Origin of the sequence: Corynebacterium sp. HMSC075D04 (assembly GCF_001815635.1) — a bacterium.
GTDB lineage: Bacteria > Actinomycetota > Actinomycetes > Mycobacteriales > Mycobacteriaceae > Corynebacterium > Corynebacterium coyleae.
Genome location: NZ_KV821366.1, coordinates 105673 through 125247, shown reverse-complemented (window position 1 = coordinate 125247; position 19575 = coordinate 105673). Strand labels below are relative to the sequence as shown.

Genomic DNA, 19575 nt, shown 5'->3' with positions numbered 1-19575 from the left:
AGCAAGCGTTACACCACACTAAGGGACGCAACCCAACGGTCTGCTCAGCCCCCTTGTCCACGAAGGCTATATACAAATGACCCGCACCATACCGAATCTTTGAGATGCCACTGGGCAGCTTAGAAACTGCTTCAACATGATCAAAGCAGTGCACTGGACCAATTTGTGCGTAGGTTGCTAAATTTTCTCTATACCTCACATGCGACAGGTTACCTGCTAGCCTCTGATCAATTAGAAAAACAAACGTGTCGCCCATACACGCCAAATCGAGGACGTAATTCTATGACGATGAAGTATTTTGTATCTGCAGAGACCATTTTCTGTGACTATGAATCTGACCCAGAGATTCTGGACAAGTACTTCTCACGCTGGATTCACTCACTTCGATCGGTTGCGAACATCACCATTCCCGATGGCGTCTTTTTTAGACACTTCCTCTACATTTCTTCAGATAAACTTGAATTTGCAGCAAAACTGCGCGACATTCTCAACGCTTTGCCGGATTCACAAAAAACTCGCTTCGTTATCGTTCCATACGATCATCCAGAAGGAGGCTATGGATACGACGAAGACTCACATCCTGACCAATACAAGAATCCGAACAAGAGTGCGCCGAACCGAGATCGCTTATTCGAACGTGCTCTAAGTCTAGAGTCGGTCCCAGAGTGGGAACGTTCAATCCGACTCACCCTTGATGATGACGACCTTTGGGCCCCCTGGCATCTATCTGAAATCGTAAGGGCCGCCGATTTGGCTTACGATCCCGACAAAGTAGTCGGCGTCGGCCTTGAAAACGCCATAATTGCATACATCGATAAGCGAGTTGCTGACATAGTCGGGCTAAACAAGGCCATGAATGGCAATAAGTTCTATGTTTCAGATAACAAAAAGTGGTCGCTTCAAACACGACTTAGTCCTTGGAGTATTCCCGAATCATTTGACCCAAAAAATTCGACTAGGATGTCGAAAGCCGGAGTCACATTAACCCGAATCTCAGGTAACCGCCCAGGATGGGTTTACGGGCGATGGGGCACAAACCTCTCGGGACGAGAAAAACACCGCTACTACTCAAAGAAGCAGGCCTCATTCAGCTTTTCAGATGTAAGCGAGATATTCGAAAAGTCCGCACACAGCTCAGACAAGAATCTATCACTTGCAATCGAGAGGGTCTCTTCTCCACAACCGGTCGATAGAAATCAAAGCCTGCGGATTTTTGTCCCCAGCAGTTTCCTCAAAGGAAACGGCGATCTGTTTGCCGTATTCCGCACTCCGGATGGTCGAGACCAGAAGATTTTCAAAATCCAGCGCGGAAAGACTATTGATCTTCCTCAGTCAGGTTTCCTCGACCAAAAAACTGATTGGGTCGGCCATATTCAGCTCCGGCCGAGTAATGGGCCACGAACCGAAGTCACGCCGAGAGCCAGGATCTCTGCCCTGAATTCACTCTTAACCGTGAGTCCCAATGACTTGGTGTCAAACGCGGTTCACTACTCCGAGCGTCAAGCGGCAACAATTCAATCCGGCTTTAGCTTAAGTAGCTGGTTGCTGAGACCGGATGTAGTGGACAAGGTCAAAACTCTCGCCACAGCAAACTATGAGCAAAACACGTTGGCCGTTGGTGAAAACCTTCTAAGATCTTTGATTGAATCAGATGAGCTGGTTACTGATTCATTAACTCATTCAGCACTTTCCTATGTATTTTCTCTAGCGTCCCTACACATCGGCGATACAGAAACAAGGATTCTGCCTGCGACCTCTTCCCACGAAGGAGAAGCGCCTACGCAGACGGTAAAATCTTTAGAAATCGAGTACGAAGTCGAGGCCTCCCCGGGAATGCCTCTCCTAGTATTTCTCCACGGTCGTAAGTCTGAAAAAGTCAAACTCCCATATCTGGTCGGAAGAGGGATGTCCGAAGGCCACCCTGTCTCCCGGTTGTCCATTTCTGACCCGAGCCTAAGACTCTCGAGCGAGAATACTATTTCTTGGTACGCAGGGAACGGGCAGCAAAAAGATCTACAGAAAAGGCTCGTTAGCCTCGTACGCGAAGTCGCAGATAAGAGTAAGGCATCCAGAATCGTCTTTGTAGGTGGATCCGCCGGCGGATACGCTGCGCTGGTACTTGCTACGCATTTCCCCGATTCTGTCGCCCTGATTTGGAACCCGCAGACCGATATTTTCCGCTACTACCAAAAATTCGTAAACCAGTTTGTGGATACTTGCTGGGGCGGGGACGCCTCTCTACTAAGAAACTCCGCCCAAACAACAGTCGTTGGTGCATTCAACAGCGCAGGGCCACAACCAACGATTCTTTATATGCAGGAGCCCACTGACACCCACCATGTACAGAACCACTTAACACCATTCATAAGTGAAGCGGATGACCTAGACAACATACTTGTTTACAACAAGCACTGGGGAGAAGGACATGTGCCTCCACCAAAGGAGTTTCTGCATGCGATGATCGACGTAGCAATCAGCGCTGACCCGCATGCTGGCGCACTATCGATGGGTTTCGTCCCGGGTTCAGTACTTATCGACCAGCGTCCATAAGGTGTGTCAATAATTCCTGGTAGATGACAGCGGCATGATCCCATGTTCGGGAGCTCGCCCACTCTCTGCCTCGGCTAACAAGACTACGATCTACCAGTGCGGTTTCAATCGCTTTTGCTAACGACCTGGGGTCCTCAGGCCGAAAATACTCAGCACAGTCTCCCGTGACTTCGCGGATCGCTGGGAGGTCAGATGCGACCACTGGGATCCCCATTGCCATCGCCTCCATGGCTTTTATCGGTGTCACTGTGCGACAAACCTCGAGATTTTTCCGTGGCACTACAAATAGATCGAGCGCAGCATACCAGTCCTGAATCTCGTCCCTCGGTTTCCGTCCAACAAAACGAACGCGATGGTTAATACGCATCTCCTGTGCTTTCCGCTGCAAGCTTGGCAAAGCAACACCATCGCCGACTATTAAAATATTGATGTCAGAAGGCAGATAAAGGATTGCGTCTAGGAGAGTATCTAACCCCTCATATTCAACAACAGAGGTTACGGTTCCTACCCATTTACCTTCAGGAAGTCCAAGCTTTTCTCTAGCACTTTCGTTACAGATGGTGTTTTCAAGCAACGAACCATCAACACAGTTGGGAACCACCCAAATTTTCGACGCTGGAACTCCTCGCTCAACGAGACTTTTCTTCGACACCTCGCTAAGGGTCGTGACAGCATTGCTTGCAAGCATTGCTTTGGTTTCCAGCGCGCGACGCTTCGAGTAGTATTCAGAATTCTTAGCGCGCTCTTTAAATCCCACAGGTACCCTAGTTAGCCACGTCTTCTCAGGCTCCCCTCGAACCTCATATATCCATGGGATTCCTAGCCGATCAGCAACCCGCGACACCACTAATGCATTACGGAAGTCTGTTGTTGTATATAAAACCGACGGATGAGTCTCTTCGGCAAGGCGAGTGAGCAGATCTACTTCTTCATTGAGGCGGATGCTAAGAGAAGCGTTGTGTTTCTTGGGTATAAGGCGAAAATATTTGATGGAGGAAACCAACTCCTGATGTGAGCGCGCTATCTTCCCTACATTTAGTGGGTAACCCAGACGAGTAGCTGCAAAAACCTCAATGCCGGCACCAGCGATCGCTTCAAAAACGTGCTGCGACCTGACTGAATACCCCGACAGCGTATGGGGAAGACTGTTCGTCACAAATGCCAGTATGCGACTATCGCTTCGTTTTTCCCCTGGGCCACCAGTGGCAGGCTCCATCGCCAGAAGGTTAATCTGTTCTATAACCCGTCGCCGCTCTATAAAGCTTGAATCATCAATCGTTAGCGCTCGACTCAGCTCTCCAATGCTTACTAAGAATTCAAATTCTGAGCGTGTACTGTTTCCCTTTGTGTCTCCCCCCATCCGCCACAACCATCTTTTGTCTGTTTGCCTCAGCCGTTCTTTCACCTGAGCTTTGAAGTGCTTCGGGTTAGACCAAAACATATGCATCGCTGCAGAGCAGAGATACCGAATAGTTCTAACGAAAAAAAATATGTTATTTTTCACGCGCCACCAGCAATCTCAAGTGTTTGAAGGAGTTTTTTCGGGCTGTTCTGATTGCGTTCTTGCAAGACCCACTCCCTAGCATCACTATCAGGTGTGAGCATGGTGCGAGATGAAGCCAATAAACTCCACAAATTAGCGAGACTTTCGGGATCTCCGGGAGCAACCACATGCCCAGCACCATTTTCTGTGATGATTCTTGCTGCTTCGCCTGATACGACTCCAGTGATATGGATTCCTAGGTCCATAAGTTCGTATGTCTTTGACGGCACGGATAAAGCAAGTGCGGGCCAGTCCGATAAGTGCACTAAGGCGGTGTCAGCCCATTCATAATGCTCACCTAACGAGTCAGACGGTCCACGAGATTGAAATTCCGCATCCAGTCCCAGCTGCTTGGCAGTCTTACGCAATTGCGCTTTGGCGGCGCCTGCGCCGACAAACCGAAAACTAATCGGTACGCCTCTATCCTCTGCTAGTTTCCCAGCCACAAGAGCATTTTCTAAATCTTGCGCTCTCCCAAGAGTTCCCGCGTACAGCACATTAAAGGTATGCTTCTCGCCCTGGCTTTCCTTCAGCAGATGGCGATTCTGACTGGAGTTAACCGGGAACACATTTCGGATTGAAACTACCGTATGTGCCTTATCTCGCGACCAACTCATGAGCTCTTTCTCGAGCCTCTCCCTATGATCTTCAGAGGTAACAGTCACTGCTGTGGCTTGAGCTAGAGATCTTTTGAGCACGCCTTTCACAACCCACTTAGCGAACTGCAATGGTCCTTTATTCAAGATTCGCTGATGCAATGAAATATGTCCAACGGATTCATTCCATCGGCGTGATTCCTCTAAAAGTTCGGGCCATGCGTCTCGCAGGTCAATAATGTAAGGCACACCCAGTACTAATGATGCAACGCGAGTTACAAAAGCGGTGGGAAGCGCGGGAACAGTTCCCACAATTAAGTTGGGCTTAAAACTAGATGATCTTCGTACTCGCGCTACTGTCGCAATTTGGCTTAGCGCCACAATGACCTGGTTGAGCGCTTTCCTTGCGATACCGTTTCCCCCGGGGAAAAAACCGGTACGAACCACCCCCTCTTCGGATGGAAAACAATCTGAGTACTTCCGACGCTTGAAGTTCTGGGATAACCATGATTTGACAGTTATCTTCGTCTCGTAGTGAGGAGGAGGCACCAAGGCAACAACCTCATGGCCAGCGCTCTTCAAAATTTCCGAGAACCACGACCATCTCCGTTGGGGAACACCGTTTTCAGGTTCCCAATACTGAGAAATCACTAGAATGTGCATTGGTCTAGGCCTCTGGATTCTGTCCAAGCTAACGTGGGGCCAGCGGGGCTCGAACCCGCGACCAGCGGATTATGAGTCCGCGGCTCTAACCGACTGAGCTATAGCCCCAAAACGGCAGTATCGCCTGAGTTACTATAGCGCGTTATTCCGCACAAGATAAACGCATCCCAACAAGTGGGTTACTCAGCAACAAATTCTTCAACCCGCTTTCCAACGGAAACGAGCTCTGCAATTGCTGCCACAGCTCGTTTCGCTGCCCGACCATCGCCGTAAGGATTAACTGCATTAGCCATTGCTTCATAAGCAGCTTGTTGATCCAACAGATTTTTTGCTTCTGCAACTATTCGGCCACGATCCGTGCCGACAAGCTTCACGGTTCCTGCCACTACCGCTTCAGGACGTTCGGTGTTCTCACGCATCACGAGCACCGGTTTGCCGAGCGACGGGGCTTCCTCCTGTACACCACCAGAGTCAGTAAGGACGAGGTACGCACGGCTCATCAACGCGGTGAACTGGTCATACGGCAGTGGGTCTGTGATTATGACGTTTGGTAGGTCCTGAACCTCAGGAAGGACGGCATCTCGCACCTTCGGATTAAGGTGCAACGGAAGAGTGAAGACATGGTCTGGGTAAGACTTCGCAAGCTCTTGAACCGCACCGCCGATCTCTTTCATCGCATCGAGATTCTCGCGACGATGAGTTGTTACCAGAACAAGCTTCTCGTCAGAATTACGAACCGCCTCCAAGCGCGGGTCATCAAACTTCACGTCCCATTTTGCTGCAGTCAGAAGGGCGTCAATGACAGTGTTTCCGGTGACCACAATGTCCTTGGTCCTGAAGTTCTCACGACGCAAGTTCTCACGCGATTCGCTTGTCGGGGCAAGGTGAAGTGACGCTACTTGACCAATGATCTTGCGATTGGCCTCCTCCGGGAACGGAGAGAAAATATTGCCGGTACGAAGTCCCGCTTCGAGGTGGACAATCTTCACACCTTTATGAAAACCGGCCAGGGCTGCAACCATTGCAGTAGAAGTATCGCCCTGGGAGATGATCACATCGGGCTGCTCTTTTTCAATAATCGGATCGAGGCCCTGGATGGCACGCGAAACCAACTCGTTAAGTGTTTGACCTGGCTTCATTAGAGCCATGTCATAATCCGGTGTGATACCGAACCGCCTGTTAACCTGCTCAAGCATCTCTCGATGCTGACCGGTGGAAACTACCACCGATTCAAATCGATCATCGTCCTGGAGGGCACTCACAACCGGCGCAACCTTGATCGCTTCCGGGCGCGTTCCATAGACGGTCATGATCTTAGGCTTGGTAGACATGCTTTCCTCGTGAGACTTAGGGACACAGGCGTACTCACTACAACTTAATACAAAGCAATTTCAATAGCGGCTTCGTATCCACTCAAGCGCGTTTACTTCGTCACTATCCTGGCGACAATCCCATCGAGAATGTCTTTCTCACTAACCACAATTCGGCTCGCATTTGCTTCGTGTTCGAAGGTGTCAATCAATGCTTCGACAACAGCAGAGCCGGCTGCAATGACGTCAGCACGCCCTGGGTGCACGACGGGGTTTGCTCGACGCTCGTCTGCAGTTTTGCTTCGAAGGTCTTCTGTAACCTCACGGATACGGTCAAAGGAAATCTCCGACATGTGGATCCGTTCCGGATCGTAGGAATCGAGTTCCTGAGCAAGCGCAGAGAGCGTCGTGAACGTCCCGGCACAGCCGACGATAATAGTCGCCTGGGCAAACGGCACCACCTCTGCTGCTTCGGCGATCCGCTCATTGATGTAATCGCGAGCGGCAGCGGTTTCTTCTGCAGTGGGTGGATCTGTACGCATGAAGCGCTCGGTGATACGCACGCACCCCATCTGGGTGGAAACCGCGTGCAGTTGGTTAGCGGTCTGCATGACGAACTCGGTGGATCCACCACCAAGGTCAACCACACAGAACGGTCCACGTTCCGGGTCGAGGTCAGCCGTGGCGCCGGCGAAGGAGAGCGCTGCTTCTTCTTCGCCGGAGATCACTTCGGCAACCGCGCCAGGCTGGATGTTGCCGAGGAGTTCTCGGGTCATGGCGAAGAAGTCTTCGCGGTTGCTGGCGTCGCGAGTGGCAGAGGTGGCAACCATGCGTACGCGGATGACGTTCTCGCGCTGCATCTCGTCGACATAGTCCGCGAGTGCTACGCGGGTGCGTTCGATGGCCTCTGGGGCGAACTGGCCGGTCTCGTCGACGCCTTGGCCGAGGCGCACGATGGTGTTGCGACGGGAGATCTCGCCGGCTTCAGTGTCGTGGATCAGCAGACGGATGGAGTTGGTGCCGCAGTCCACGGCGGCGACGCGGGTCACTGCAGCCCCTCCCCTGCTTCAGCAAGTGTGATGCCGAGATCCTCAAGAGTGGGCCAATCCTCTGGGATTGCGGTGCCGCGCAGGTTGGCGTGTTCGGCGGCGAGGGCGACCGCCTCGGTGCCGAAACGGACACGTTCCGGGCCTTCAGCGAGCGCGTAAGCGATGAGCACGTGGAGACACTTCACGCGCTCCGGCATACCACCGCCGGAAAAATCGGTGCCGAGGTCCTCGATGGCGTTGCGCTCTGACAGGAAGTGTTCATGGGCGGCTTGGTAGTCGCGTCGCAAAGCATCGCCCTCATCGGAATCGGCATTGAGGCGAGCTTCCATCCACTTCATCACCTGAGCTACCTCGAGGCGTGACGCTTCGGCGGTAAGACGCGGATCGGTGAGGTAGTAGAGGGTGGGGAACGGGGTGCCGTCGTCAAGTTTTGGCGCCGTTTTCACCACAGCCGGCTGATTGTCGGGAGTGGTGTAGGAAATCGCGAGGACACCGCGTGGGGTGCGGCCGAGCTGCTCAGCGACAACGGCGAGCTGTTCATCGGTGGGAGGGGTATGCATGAGGCCCATTGTTTCATGAACCACAATCCACCACGGCGTTGAAGGGGTTGGCTGACCCGGATTGGGACACCTCGAGGTTATTTGTCATTATTTAACAGGCTGCTCCTCGAGAAAGGTTGACTAATGAGCGTTCCTGCGTTGCATCCCGGCGCGCTGCCAACCCCTGAATTCCCGTTGGTGTCAACCGGCACTGAGTCCCGTCACTTGATGCCACCTCCCCCACTGCACAGCGCACATACTGCGGCGACAACCGGGTACATCCAGGCGGTAACGCGCATTTTTAAAAACGGCCCGCTAACAGTAAGCCCTGGCGTGTACTGGACCGAAGACCAGGTGTTGCACACTGCCGATGGCACGGTGATTGCTCATAATCTGGACGAGCTTGCGCAAATTGTTCAGGCGCTAGGGCTGAGCGATGGTGTGCGCGTGCAATGGTCGGCAGTTGACCATGCAGAACTTGCGACGCGGATGCTGACAAAGAGCCGGGAACTCGGGTTTATCGACTAGCGGTTTCGCGCTACTGCGCAGGAGCGTCAGGTGCAGGCGCTTCGGCGGGAGCTTCGCCGACCGGTTGTTCCACACCGGCTGGCGCCTCCGGTTGCGGGGCGTCGGGTTGTGGCGCTTCTTGCTCGGGCGCCTCGGCTTCTGGAGATTCGGGTGCCTCGGCTTCAGACGCCTCCGCTTCGGGAATCTCGCGCAGGGAATCCCACAGCACTTCGGACCACTCTCGGTCGTCCGGGATCTCGTCGGCAGCGGTGGTGATGTTGTCAGGGGCGGACATGCGCGGATCAAGGATGCGCCAGACGGTCTCCCCCTCTTCCATCACGCCCAGGCGGCGGCGTGCTTCTTGACGCATGAAGGCATCGTCTTCGTACATGGCGATGTCGCTTTCAAGCGCCTGCTTGCGTGCCTCCAAGCGTTCGATGGATTCCTGAGCGCGGGCGATCTCGGCGCGGCCCTCGTAATAGTTCCGCAGTGGCGCGGCAATTGCCAGCAGTACCAGCAGGACAACGCTGATCAGGATGACCACGCTGGCCATGTCCTGCTTCGGAAACACGCGCGCCCGCCTCGTGCGGGAGCGTTGCTTGCGTTCGCGGGCACGCTCGGCACGCTCCGCGTCGCGGCTGGCGACGGGCACCGTGTGCGACTTGCGGGGACGTGGCGGGCGCTTCTTCATAGGTAATCAGTCTAATGCGCTCGAGGATTTCGCGGACTGCGGCACGGCCAGCGGAGCGGTCACGGGGTCGTCGATACGCTTGCTGCACCGCTCTGGCCGCGACCTCGACGGTGAGGCTGGGGAACATGATGCCCAATACGTACGGGTTTATCGCCAACTCCGCGTATCGGGATCCCACCGGGCGGCGGAGAGTTCTCCAGCAAGCGTTGGGTTGAGCACTTCCGATGCAAACGCAGTCGCCTGAGCGAAATCGTGGTACTTCACGGGCAGACCGTCTCGCGTTTACTTGTCGCCATTGCCCACCTGCGTTGCAATCTCTTGCATTTGCTTGCGAAGCGGCTCCATTTGTTCAGCGAATCGCGCGTTGATGATCGCCAAGCTCTCCTCAAGACCCTTAAATACGCTCGGGTCAATTGATACGCGTTCAACGGCGTGGCCAATGAGCGCGAGACGATTGCGCCACTCCGCACTGTCTTCCACAGAGGACGCTTCAGCGCTTAGCTCGGCGACCAATTGTTTGCCGGACTTCGCCTCGTAGTAGCGGGCTGAAGGGGCGAGCTTGCTCGCAAGGTCGTCGATACGCACGCCCTCCTTCCGGGGAGCATCCGCGACAAGGTCTGCGAGGTACCCGCGCTCAATCTTGGTCTCGGCCAAATCACCAACGGTGCGTGCGACACTGGTCACCGGCAACCCGTCTACTGACACAATGTCCTCCTCAGGAAGATCACGACGGGTGCGGATGCGGACTCCTTGCTGTCGTGTTTGCTTCGAACCCTCAGTAGAGAAGGTCAGGTTCGGTGGGACGAGGCGGCCGATCCCGTGGATGAGAGCAGCCGACTCGTGCGAGACCACCACAGGCTGCTCGTCCTCCCAGCGCTCATCTATGAACTTCTTTGGCTCGAGGGATAGCCACGCCGCCCGAATCTCATCGTGGGGGCCACCCTGATGGGACGGCAGCAGGTAAACACCATGCCGCGCTCGGTCAAGATCACCGCGCTCCACGAGGCGGGACAGCTGCAGGCGTTCAATCCCCTCCCGTCCCGCTTGGCCGGTGGTGACGATTGTGTCACTCTGGAAGATACAATCGTCCGTTCGTTTCGATACAAACGTCAGATTTGGGAGTAAAGAAGTGGCCCCGCACCGGAGACGGTGCGGGGCCGGGCCGTAGCGGTGTGCTACTGCCTACTTCTTAAAGCGCGGGAAGGCGTCGCGGCCGGCGTACACGGCGGCGTCGCCAAGCACCTGCTCAATGCGCAGCAACTGGTTGTACTTCGCCACACGCTCGGAACGAGCCGGGGCACCAGTCTTGATCTGGCCGCAGGACAGCGCCACGGCCAGGTCGGCGATGGTGGTGTCCTCGGTCTCGCCGGAACGGTGCGACATCATGGTGCGGAAGCCGTTGCGGTGCGCCAGCTCGACGGCGTCGAAGGTCTCGGTGAGGGTACCGATCTGGTTCACCTTGACCAGCAGAGCGTTCGCGGCGCCCTTCTCGATGCCTTCGGCGAGGCGCTTCGGGTTGGTGACAAAGAGGTCGTCGCCGACGATCTGGATCTTGTCGCCAAGCTTCTCGGTCAGGGCGACGTAGCCGTCCCAGTCGTTCTCATCCAGCGGGTCCTCGATGGAGACGATCGGGTACTGCTCCACCAGGTCCGCGTACACCTGGATCATCTCCTCGGCGGAGTGCTTGCCGCCCTCGAAGTTGTAGGTGCCGTTTTCGTAGAACTCGGAGGAGGCGACGTCGAGGGCGAGCGCGACATCGCTACCAAGCTTGTAGCCCGCCTTCTCAATAGCCTCGACGATCAGGTCGAGGGCGGCCTTGGTGGAGTCGACGGACGGGGCGAAACCGCCCTCGTCGCCAAGACCCGTGGACAGGCCCTTGGACTCAATCACGGACTTCAGCGCGTGGTAGACCTCAGTGCCCATACGCAGCGCCTCGGCGAAGGTCTCCGCGCCGATCGGGGCGATCATGAACTCCTGGACGTCCACGCCAGAGTCGGCGTGTGCACCACCGTTGAGGATGTTCATCATCGGCACCGGAAGGGTGTGCGCATTCGGGCCGCCGATGTAGCGGAACAGCGGCAGCTCGGCAGCCTCAGCGGCAGCCTTCGCCACAGCCATCGACACACCAAGCAAGGCGTTCGCGCCCAAGTTCTTCTTGTTGTCGGTGCCGTCGAGCTCGATCATCGTGTTGTCGATCAGACGCTGATCGTCCGCCTCAAACGCGATCAGGGCGTCCGCGATGGTCTCGTTGACGTTCTCAACCGCCTTGAGAACGCCCTTGCCGTCGTAGCGGTCGTCGCCATCGCGAAGCTCGTGAGCCTCATGCTCACCCGTCGACGCACCCGACGGCACCGCAGCCTGGCCATGCGAGCCATCCGACAACAGCGCTTCCACCTCCACGGTCGGGTTACCGCGCGAATCCAGAATCTCGCGAGCAAAGATGTGCATGATGTCAGCCATGAGTTCTCCTTAACGTGGATAGTGGCGTGGAAAATGACTTGGCGAAAAATTCCGTCCACAAGTCTAGCCGTTGCCCTAACGGTGGGCAGGCTGGTTCATGGCATAGTTGGCCGCCGCGTCGCGCACCCGGGCGAAATAGTCGCTGGACTGGTTGTACGCGTAGATGGCCTGGGTCCACCCCTCCTCGGTGGCCAGGTCGCGGGGTGTGCCGCCGGAATTGCACAGCAGGTTCGCGGCACCTAAGGCGGCGTCGTCGATCTGCTGGGGGTTCGGGGTTCCATCGCCGTTGGCGTCGCGGCCAAAGCGCGCCCAAGACTCCGGAATGAACTGCATCGGGCCGACAGCGCGGTCGAACTCCGTGTCGCCGTCTAACTGACCGTGGTCGGTGTCCGGGACCTTGGCAAAGCCGTCCCCGTTCAGTTGCGGGCCGAAGATGGGCGGTTGCGGGTAGCCGTTCTCGTCCAGTTTGGAGTAGTCGAAACGGCCACCGTAGGTGCCGTGGCGGGTCTCCACCCAGCCGATGCCGGCGAGCGTGTTCCAGGTCAGGTTGCAGGTGGGCCAAGCCTCCTCGGCGATCAGCGCAGCGTTGGCGTAGGCGCGCACGGCCTGGCCGGACATGTTGGTGGCCTCGCCGATGCTTTGCGACCAGTCAAAGAGTTGGTCGGAGGTTCTGCCCGGCGCGTGGACGTCGATACGCGGGGGCGCCTCCGCGGCCGCAGGTGGGACTGTGAGCGGGGCTTTTTGCTTGGGCTCTGTTGTGTCGAAGTTGAAGACAGACAGCAGCCACGCGATAAGCGCGACGACAAGAATAACGGCCATGGCCGCGCCAAGAATGCCCACGCAGCCACAGCCGCGAGCAATGCGTCGCGGTGTGATCATGGGCGCAGAGTGTACCGGGCGCGGTTACCGCGCCGTGCGGGGGTTAGGCGGTGCCAGAAGTAACAATTTTCACACAAACCACAACAATCACAGCTGTAACAGTTATGATGCTTTGCGACCTATCAAACTTCCCCGAAAGGACACCCCATGCGCCGCATCACCGCAGCACTCGCAGCAGGCCTCATCGCCGTCACCGGCTTCGCAGGCACCGCAACCCCAGCCAAGGCCCAGACCCTCGAACTCGTCCGCCTGCTCAACGGCAACATCGCCACCGCCAACTGCGACAGCCTGCGCACCGGCCTGACCGCCACCCGCATGGTGAACAAGGACACCACCCGCAGCCAGCTCGTCATGAACCTCAACACCGCCGTGGGCAACGACGCGGCCCTGCGCCTCGTCTCCGCAAGCACCGTCGGCGCGGTGGCGGACCGTGCGCTGGAGTGCGGCATCGTCAAGCCGGACCCAGTCACCCCGCTCGACCAGCTCTTCGCCGGTTCCTCCCAGATGTCCTCCAAGGCAGGCCTGCCGGACATCCGCACCCTCATCCCGGCACTGCCGGCTATTCGCTAGCCTTCCCCTCGACCCACAGACGGTCCTGCGTGGCCTTATCCACAGGCCCGTCTGACCCGTCGAACAAATACGGCGCACGGCGGCGCATCTTATCGACGAACGCCCCCGCCACATCCCCAAACCCAAAGGCACCCCGCTCGTCGGCAATCTCCGCATGGAACAACACCTGCAGGAGCACATCCGACAACTCGTTCTTGAGTTCCGCGTCGGGCGCCTTTGCGCGAATCGCATCCGCCACCTCACCAGCCTCCTCCGCCAAAAACGGCAGGAGGCTTTCATGCGTCATCTCCTGCTCCCACTCACCCCGGCGTCGCGCCTCACGCATCGTCTCTACAGCCTGCAACACAGGATCCTCGAGGGAAGGGACTTTGATCAGGGCGGTGGCGTCGTCGTCAAGCACACGCTCCGCGAACCTGGGATCCGTGGTGATGATCCAATGCCCGTCGCCGTCTACGACATCCAACGCCCACCGCACCGACACCGGCACCTCCGGCGAAAACTCCACACGACCACGAATCTGGCCAGCGAGGTTGAGTGGGATCATGTCGGGCCAACGGGCATCCAGAAGCAACACGGTCGCAGTCATGAAGGGAAGTCTAAGGCCTCTATGATGGAGCGCATGACTCAGATCGCCGAAGCACTCGAAGCCATCAAACCCAGCGCCCAAGACGCGCTGCAAGACTCCGTCACCTTCTCCCCCATCCGCTGGAAAACCGGCTGGCCCCACCACCTCCGCCGCGTACCGCCCTTCCGCGACGACGCCACCGCCTCCATCACCCGCGCCGAAGTCTTCTCCTTCGCGTCGGATGTCCGCTCCTCCGACTTCGCACGCGAGCAGATCATCGACTTCCTCGGCGCCTGCTTCGCCTACATCGCCGGCCAATCCAACCAGGTCATGCAAATGCAGGCGTTCCTGCGCAACAAGGGCAACGCTTCGAAGTTGCTGGGTGCGATCCGAAAGTTGGGCGGCTTGTCGCCTGTCGACGCCTACGCCTCCCTGGTCGCGACCGGCCTGGCACCGAAGTACGCGTCCGCCGTGGCGTACTTCCTGGCGGGTGAGCAGTCGGCATCGTCGGAGGCGCCGGCGATCATTTGCTCCAACCGCGCGCGCCTGGCCGGCCTGTCCTCTGATTCCGACTGGACCGCCGACGAATACAAGGAATACCTCGACGCATTGACCGCCGCTCGGGACGCTTACGACTCTTCGCTGCCCCTGGATGCGGTTGAGTGGGCGTTGCGGGAGTTTGCTCGTCGCGAGGCAAAGTAGCGCTGAGTTTTTAGGGGGTGCATATGTCGCCCGGCGAGCTTAGGGGCAAACCCGAACTCGCCGGGCTTTGGTGTTGGTGGGGGTTAAAGGGACACCTGCTGATTGCCCTCCCTCAAACATAAAAATACCCAGTACCGAGTTCCCGGTACTGGGCTGAATGCAAAGTGCTCTGACTTACTTAATCGGATAGACCTGCGTGCCTTCAGAGTTCTTCAAAAGCAAACCTGTCTGCGCAGAAAGAGCAACAGGAAGATCCTCGTCATTAAGCTCGTACGCGAACTGAGCAGTCACCTTACCGCCTGGCTTCACCGTGATCTGGTCTGCAAGATCATCGGTGTAGAACAGTGCCGTCCGCAAATCATGGCGGACATTTTCGTCTTCCTGTTTTGCACTGAACGTCGTAAGCCACGCCGTGATGGTGTCAATCTCACGCGCACGTTTGTTGGTGAACTCGTAGGTGAACACAATCACTGGCTTCGAACCGAACAGATTCTCACGGCCACCCGCTGGAACAACGTTTACCTTTGTAATCTCAAAACGGTACTCATGCGAATCGAAAATGTTGTTCTCAAATTTTCCGGATGGCTTCTCCGACGTTGACGGTGCGGGTTGTGCCGCGGTGGTCTTTGTTGCCGTAGTGGTTGGCTTAGCCGTGGTAGACGGAGTCGGGCTGGCGCCATCTTCACTGGAGCCGGCACCAACGCCAATCAGGGCAAGCAACAGAACTACCACACCGATGATGGGACCTGCCAGCTTGAGGAGCTCTTCAGGCTTGTTTGGGAGCTTGAAGTCCATCAGACTTCCTTTCAAGAACCATTGAGGAGCCCCTGTGGCACCTCGCCGAATTATGACTTTAGCCTGACAATCCATCTATTGACCAGCTTTCATCAGCGACGGTCAACCAGTCGAGTTGCTGCGTACTACCTGGGAAACTCCAACTGGCAAATAGCCCAACCACTTGAGGAACACCCCCACTAGAGGATCTGCCAGAACTCCAAGGACGGGCAGTCTTGCTTCGCACTAGTGGCGCTTCGGGGGCGATGCAAAATGTTGCAGGGGCGGGAACTGCGACCTGCGCGGAGTGTAAAAACCGACAGGTGAAAGTGTGGGGTTTTACACAACCGAAATATGTAAAACGGGGTGTTGGGGCCTAGCGCCCACGGAAGGCGCGGTCGTTGAGGTCCCTGCGGGCCTGCTCCAACGCAACCAAGTCGGAGAAGAGGGCGTTGTAGGCCTCTTCGTCGTCAGAGGGGCGCATGCGCTGCAGCTGCGCCTTGAGCTGAGCGATCTGCTCGCCGACGCGGGTCTCCTGCAGGCGGGAGAGGACGGAATCGGCGTATTCATCGAGGTCGTCGGCGTGAATGGGCTCGACGGCGAGTTCGGAAACAAAGTTGCGGCCGGAAAGGTCGCGCATCTCGCCGGCGACGGCAGCGATCCAGGAGGCGCCACCGTCGGGGGCAGAGTCGGTGGGCGCAGCGCCAGCGGGCCCTGCGACAGCAGCGGCACCAGCGGAGCTAGCGGCACCAGCGCCCACACCGGCACCCGCGCGGGCGCAGCCGCCGGCGGCGGTGATGGCCTCGCGGACCTGCTGGTAAGCATCGTTGGTGAAGGCGTCCGGGTTGATGCCGTCGAAGTAATTGCCGGCCTTCGACGGGTGCTGCAGGGCAATCTTTAGGGCTTCGCGCTGGGGCCACAGCATCGGATCGTCGGGGCGCGGCGGGATCAGCAATTCCGCCTGGCGGCCGGAGGAGTCGGGACCGGCGGCGGCCTGCCGGGCGGCAAGGGAGACGCGCTGGCGCTTCTCCTTCTTCGGCTTCTTCGCCTCGGCGCGGACCTGTTCCAGCACTTCGTCGGGGTTGGGCCAGCCCACCCAGCCGGCGAGGCGGCGGGCGTATTCCTGTTGGAGAACTTTGTCGTCGATGGAGGCGACGACGGGGACGGTGCGTCGTAAAGCTTGGACGCGCCCCTCGGCGGAGTCGAGGGAGAAGTTCTTCAGCAGGGACTCGATGACGAATTCGTAGACGGGGATGCGGGAGGCGACGAGGTCGCGAAGAGCACTGTCGCCCTTCTCCAGGCGCAGGTCGCAGGGGTCCATGCCGTCCGGGGCGACGGCCACAAACGACTGGCCACCGAACTCCGTATCGGTGTTGTAGGCGCGCATCGCAGCCTTCTGGCCGGCCTCGTCGCCGTCGAAGGTGTAGATGAGTTCACCGCGGAAGAAGTTGTCGTCCAGCATCAGACGGCGGATCAGGCTCATGTGTTCGGAGCCGAACGCGGTACCGCACGTGGCCACGGCGGTGGTCACGCCGGCGGCATGCATGGCCATCACATCGGTGTAGCCCTCCACCACCACCGTCTGGTGCTGGGTGGCAATGTTGCGCTTCGCCTTATCGATGCCGAAGAGCACCTTCGACTTGTGATACAGCATCGTGTCGGAGGTGTTCATGTACTTGCCCATGGGGTCGTCGTCGAAAAGTTTGCGCGCGCCGAAACCGATCGTGTTCGACGCGGCATCCTTAATCGGCCAAATCAGACGACGGCGAAACTTATCAATCGGCCCGCGTTTGCCTTGGGAGGAAATACCGGCGTCGATGAGTTCCTGGACCTCAAAACCCTTGCGCAGCAGGTGCTTGGTCAGCGTGTCCCAACCGTCGGGGGCGTAACCGCACTCGAAATCCATGATCAACTCGCGCGAAAACCCACGGTTGAGCAGGAAATCGCGCGCGACCTTCGCCTCAGGCGTTTCCAACTGCTCGCGGTAAAACTCGTGCGCCGCCTTATTCGCTGCCAGCAGCCGCTGGCGCGTGCCCGGCTTCACATCACGCGCACCCGTCGAGCCGCCCTGGTAATTAATGCGGTACCCAATCTGGTCCGCGACCGCCTCCACCGCCTCCGGAAAGGTCAACTGCTCCATCTCCATCAGGAACGAGAACACATCCCCGCCCTTGCCCGTAGAGAAGCAGTGGTAGTACCCGTGAGCAGGGCGAACGTGGAAACTCGGGGTCTTCTCGTCCTTGAACGGACTCAGGCCCTTCAGCGAGTCGTGCCCGGCAGGCTTCAACTGCACATACTCGCCAACGATTTCGTCGAGCGGTGCGCGCTGACGGATAGCCTCAATGTCACTATCCGGAATTCTGCCCCTTGCCATGGCGCTCATCGTAGCGTGTGCAACGATATGGGCCTATGAAGCGCCCGATTGTCCTGCTGACCTGCCTCGCCCTGAGCAGTTGCGTATCGACGACCCCCTCACCCACCCCGAAAACCACCACCGTGTCGTCGACCGCGACAGCCTCGGGACTGCCGGCGTGCGGCTCGCTTCCCGACGAAGCCTGGGACACCGTCGACCTCATCGAAGCCGGCGGGCCCTTCCCCTACCCTGCCAACGACGACAAACGCTTCGGCAATTACGAACGCGTCCTCCCCCAGGAGTCCCGCAACTATTACCGCGAGTACACCGTGGACACGCCGGGGCTACGCCACCGCGGGGCGAGGCGCATCGTCACCGGCGGCGCTGGCGGCAATGCGAGGGACATCGAGGCCTGGTACTACACCGACGACCACTACGAATCCTTCTGCGAAATGGAGGTCAACTGATGAACCCGATCTTTCTCGCCAACCCGGTCCACACGCTTGAGGACCTCGCCCGCGGCATCCTCACCGCCGCCTACGGCCCCAAAGACGCCGCCGACCGTCCCGTGCCCACAAACCTCGACGCGCTCGCCGACCTGTTGCGGGAAACCCAAGTGAAACGGGTGGTGGTGGCTTCCTGGAGGGTGGAGGGGTCGTCGACAAGCAAAATGCGCGCAGTGTTTGAGGATGAAGGGGTCGAATTGGCAGCTTAGGGGCAAACCCGAACTCGGAAATGTCCACTATATTGTGCACGCGAGGGGTTCCCAACGCAGCCGCCAGGCGCGATACTGGCTTGCATGGGGTATGCAGAAATGGCTCACCTTCGGGGGTTGAGAGCAGATTTTGACGAGCAAGCCAACGCGCCCAGCGCGAACCCGCGCTATGTGACGCGGACAACCACCGTCGAGAAAGAATGGTGGCAATCGCTCCCACTGCGCGACCAAATGCTGGTCCGCGGTGCGGGAGTCTCGCGCGACAGTCGCAAAGCGATCCTCCTCGGTCGCTGGGCCGCAGTGCAACACGGCATGTGGATCGGCCCATTCACCGACTGGACCGTCGATGTCGCACTACCATCCGGAAAACCGCCCGCCAAAAGCAAATGGCCCATCCGGACACGATTCCGCTCAGTGCCCGTGCGTGACGACGAAACCATCACCGCCCAAAACATCCGCTACACCGACCGACTCCGCACCTACATCGACCTATTCCGCTTCGGCACCATCACCGACCAACTCACAGCAACCGATTGGATTCTGGGGCACTACTCACGCCGCAAAGTGCACGATTACATCGACGGGTTCGAAGGTTGCCGGCCCGAGACTCTCAAACGGGCGCACAGAATGGTCGCTGGTGTGACACCGCTGCCCGAGTACCGGTACAGCCTCGCCCGCGCCGTCCTCTCCTCACACCGGATTGACTGTTACCCGGTGTTCCTAAGACCCTGGGTCACATCCGGGCCTCTGATTGTCGACTGCGGCGGGATGCGCAACATCGCCATCATCATCGACGACGCCACCGGTTCCGACTTCGACTTCGGTTTCCCCGAAGACACACGCGCCTACTGGACTTCGCACCACAACTTCCCGACAGTGCGCTGGGACTTCTCAGATCTGTTCTTAAGGCCGGACCTTTTCATGAATGAAGTAGGCCGGGCGCGTAATGCCGTCATATATAAGCACTCGCTGCCAAAGTGGGAGTGGTGAGGCGGTCGCCGGCTGTGTGAGCGCGTTGTGTGGGCGGTGTGTGAGCGCTGTTTGAGCGCGGTGAGGCGACCGCCCTGAGGGGTGAAAGGTGTCCGATTGGCAGCTTAGGGGCAAACCCG

General features: G+C 57.9%; 19 protein-coding genes and 1 tRNA gene. 7 read left to right on the top strand and 13 right to left on the bottom strand.

Going from position 1 to position 19575, the window contains the following annotated elements; genetic code table 11:
* Nucleotides 1–282 precede the first annotated feature (282 nt).
* Nucleotides 283–2550, top strand: coding sequence for an alpha/beta hydrolase family protein (locus HMPREF3048_RS12190; protein ID WP_141750611.1), 2268 nt, complete (start codon nucleotides 283–285; stop codon nucleotides 2548–2550).
* Here the strand turns inward: HMPREF3048_RS12190 and HMPREF3048_RS11890 are convergent.
* The 6 genes from HMPREF3048_RS11890 to HMPREF3048_RS10540 form a co-directional block, all read right to left on the bottom strand.
* Entirely contained in the window at nucleotides 2531–3766 is a 1236-nt protein-coding gene (locus HMPREF3048_RS11890; protein WP_168164668.1) for a glycosyltransferase family 4 protein, read from the bottom strand. The genes HMPREF3048_RS12190 and HMPREF3048_RS11890 overlap by 20 nt on opposite strands.
* Before the next feature lie 284 nt (nucleotides 3767–4050).
* Nucleotides 4051–5340 carry a glycosyltransferase family 4 protein gene (locus HMPREF3048_RS11885; protein ID WP_246818898.1) on the bottom strand — a complete coding sequence of 430 codons (1290 nt, stop codon included), beginning with the start codon at nucleotides 5338–5340 and terminating at the stop codon, nucleotides 4051–4053.
* Nucleotides 5341–5386: 46 nt separating this feature from the next.
* Nucleotides 5387–5460: transfer RNA gene (locus HMPREF3048_RS10555), tRNA-Ile, on the bottom strand.
* 71 nt (nucleotides 5461–5531) lie between these two features.
* Nucleotides 5532–6683: a non-hydrolyzing UDP-N-acetylglucosamine 2-epimerase gene (wecB, locus tag HMPREF3048_RS10550; RefSeq protein WP_070613932.1), complete on the bottom strand. Its 1152-nt coding sequence runs from the start codon at nucleotides 6681–6683 to the stop codon at nucleotides 5532–5534.
* Nucleotides 6684–6775: 92 nt separating this feature from the next.
* A complete protein-coding gene (locus HMPREF3048_RS10545; RefSeq protein WP_070772166.1) occupies nucleotides 6776–7711 on the bottom strand; it encodes a Ppx/GppA phosphatase family protein in 936 nt (311 codons plus the stop codon).
* Nucleotides 7708–8271, bottom strand: coding sequence for a DUF501 domain-containing protein (locus HMPREF3048_RS10540; protein ID WP_070772164.1), 564 nt, complete (start codon nucleotides 8269–8271; stop codon nucleotides 7708–7710). Before HMPREF3048_RS10540 ends, HMPREF3048_RS10545 begins: the two co-directional genes overlap by 4 nt.
* A gap of 123 nt (nucleotides 8272–8394) precedes the next feature.
* Between HMPREF3048_RS10540 and HMPREF3048_RS10535 the strand changes: the two genes are divergently transcribed.
* The gene (locus HMPREF3048_RS10535; RefSeq protein WP_070772162.1) at nucleotides 8395–8778 is read left to right on the top strand and encodes a hypothetical protein; all 384 of its coding nucleotides are present in this window, start codon (nucleotides 8395–8397) and stop codon (nucleotides 8776–8778) included.
* A gap of 10 nt (nucleotides 8779–8788) precedes the next feature.
* On the opposite strand, the gene HMPREF3048_RS10530 is transcribed toward HMPREF3048_RS10535, so the two are convergent.
* The 4 genes from HMPREF3048_RS10530 to HMPREF3048_RS10515 all read right to left on the bottom strand — a co-directional run bounded on the left by HMPREF3048_RS10530 (nucleotide 8789) and on the right by HMPREF3048_RS10515 (nucleotide 12787).
* Nucleotides 8789–9448: a septum formation initiator family protein gene (locus tag HMPREF3048_RS10530; protein WP_070772160.1), complete on the bottom strand. Its 660-nt coding sequence runs from the start codon at nucleotides 9446–9448 to the stop codon at nucleotides 8789–8791.
* Between the two features lie 282 nt (nucleotides 9449–9730).
* Nucleotides 9731–10510: a type IV toxin-antitoxin system AbiEi family antitoxin domain-containing protein gene (locus HMPREF3048_RS10525; RefSeq protein ID WP_256380741.1), complete on the bottom strand. Its 780-nt coding sequence runs from the start codon at nucleotides 10508–10510 to the stop codon at nucleotides 9731–9733.
* Between the two features lie 120 nt (nucleotides 10511–10630).
* On the bottom strand, nucleotides 10631–11908 hold the full coding sequence (eno, locus tag HMPREF3048_RS10520; protein WP_070772157.1) for a phosphopyruvate hydratase: 1278 nt from the start codon (nucleotides 11906–11908) through the stop codon (nucleotides 10631–10633).
* Nucleotides 11909–11983: 75 nt separating this feature from the next.
* Nucleotides 11984–12787 carry a lytic transglycosylase domain-containing protein gene (locus tag HMPREF3048_RS10515; protein ID WP_070772152.1) on the bottom strand — a complete coding sequence of 268 codons (804 nt, stop codon included), beginning with the start codon at nucleotides 12785–12787 and terminating at the stop codon, nucleotides 11984–11986.
* Nucleotides 12788–12934: 147 nt separating this feature from the next.
* Here HMPREF3048_RS10515 and HMPREF3048_RS10510 point away from each other — a divergent pair, with 147 nt between their 5' ends.
* Complete coding sequence (locus HMPREF3048_RS10510) at nucleotides 12935–13357, top strand: hypothetical protein (RefSeq protein WP_070482886.1); 423 nt, start codon at nucleotides 12935–12937, stop codon at nucleotides 13355–13357.
* Here HMPREF3048_RS10510 and HMPREF3048_RS10505 read toward each other — a convergent pair.
* Nucleotides 13347–13943 carry a MazG nucleotide pyrophosphohydrolase domain-containing protein gene (locus tag HMPREF3048_RS10505; protein WP_070772150.1) on the bottom strand — a complete coding sequence of 199 codons (597 nt, stop codon included), beginning with the start codon at nucleotides 13941–13943 and terminating at the stop codon, nucleotides 13347–13349. The two genes, HMPREF3048_RS10510 and HMPREF3048_RS10505, sit on opposite strands and share 11 nt — an antisense overlap.
* Nucleotides 13944–13976: 33 nt before the next feature.
* On the opposite strand from HMPREF3048_RS10505, the gene HMPREF3048_RS10500 reads away from it, so the two are divergent.
* Nucleotides 13977–14624, top strand: coding sequence for an 8-oxoguanine DNA glycosylase OGG fold protein (locus HMPREF3048_RS10500; protein WP_070772186.1), 648 nt, complete (start codon nucleotides 13977–13979; stop codon nucleotides 14622–14624).
* 174 nt (nucleotides 14625–14798) lie between these two features.
* On the opposite strand, the gene HMPREF3048_RS10495 is transcribed toward HMPREF3048_RS10500, so the two are convergent.
* Entirely contained in the window at nucleotides 14799–15419 is a 621-nt protein-coding gene (locus HMPREF3048_RS10495; RefSeq protein WP_070453514.1) for a DUF5067 domain-containing protein, read from the bottom strand.
* 355 nt (nucleotides 15420–15774) lie between these two features.
* Nucleotides 15775–17772, bottom strand: a complete 1998-nt coding sequence (gene dnaG / locus HMPREF3048_RS10490) for a DNA primase (protein ID WP_070772148.1) — start codon at nucleotides 17770–17772, stop codon at nucleotides 15775–15777.
* Between the two features lie 35 nt (nucleotides 17773–17807).
* Here dnaG and HMPREF3048_RS10485 point away from each other — a divergent pair, with 35 nt between their 5' ends.
* The 3 genes from HMPREF3048_RS10485 to HMPREF3048_RS10475 all read left to right on the top strand — a co-directional run bounded on the left by HMPREF3048_RS10485 (nucleotide 17808) and on the right by HMPREF3048_RS10475 (nucleotide 19456).
* Nucleotides 17808–18218: a guanyl-specific ribonuclease gene (locus HMPREF3048_RS10485; protein WP_083316870.1), complete on the top strand. Its 411-nt coding sequence runs from the start codon at nucleotides 17808–17810 to the stop codon at nucleotides 18216–18218.
* The gene (locus HMPREF3048_RS10480) at nucleotides 18218–18466 is read left to right on the top strand and encodes a hypothetical protein (protein ID WP_070772145.1); all 249 of its coding nucleotides are present in this window, start codon (nucleotides 18218–18220) and stop codon (nucleotides 18464–18466) included. Before HMPREF3048_RS10485 ends, HMPREF3048_RS10480 begins: the two co-directional genes overlap by 1 nt.
* 84 nt (nucleotides 18467–18550) lie before the next feature.
* Nucleotides 18551–19456, top strand: a complete 906-nt coding sequence (locus tag HMPREF3048_RS10475) for a hypothetical protein (protein ID WP_070772143.1) — start codon at nucleotides 18551–18553, stop codon at nucleotides 19454–19456.
* Nucleotides 19457–19575: the final 119 nt, after the last annotated feature.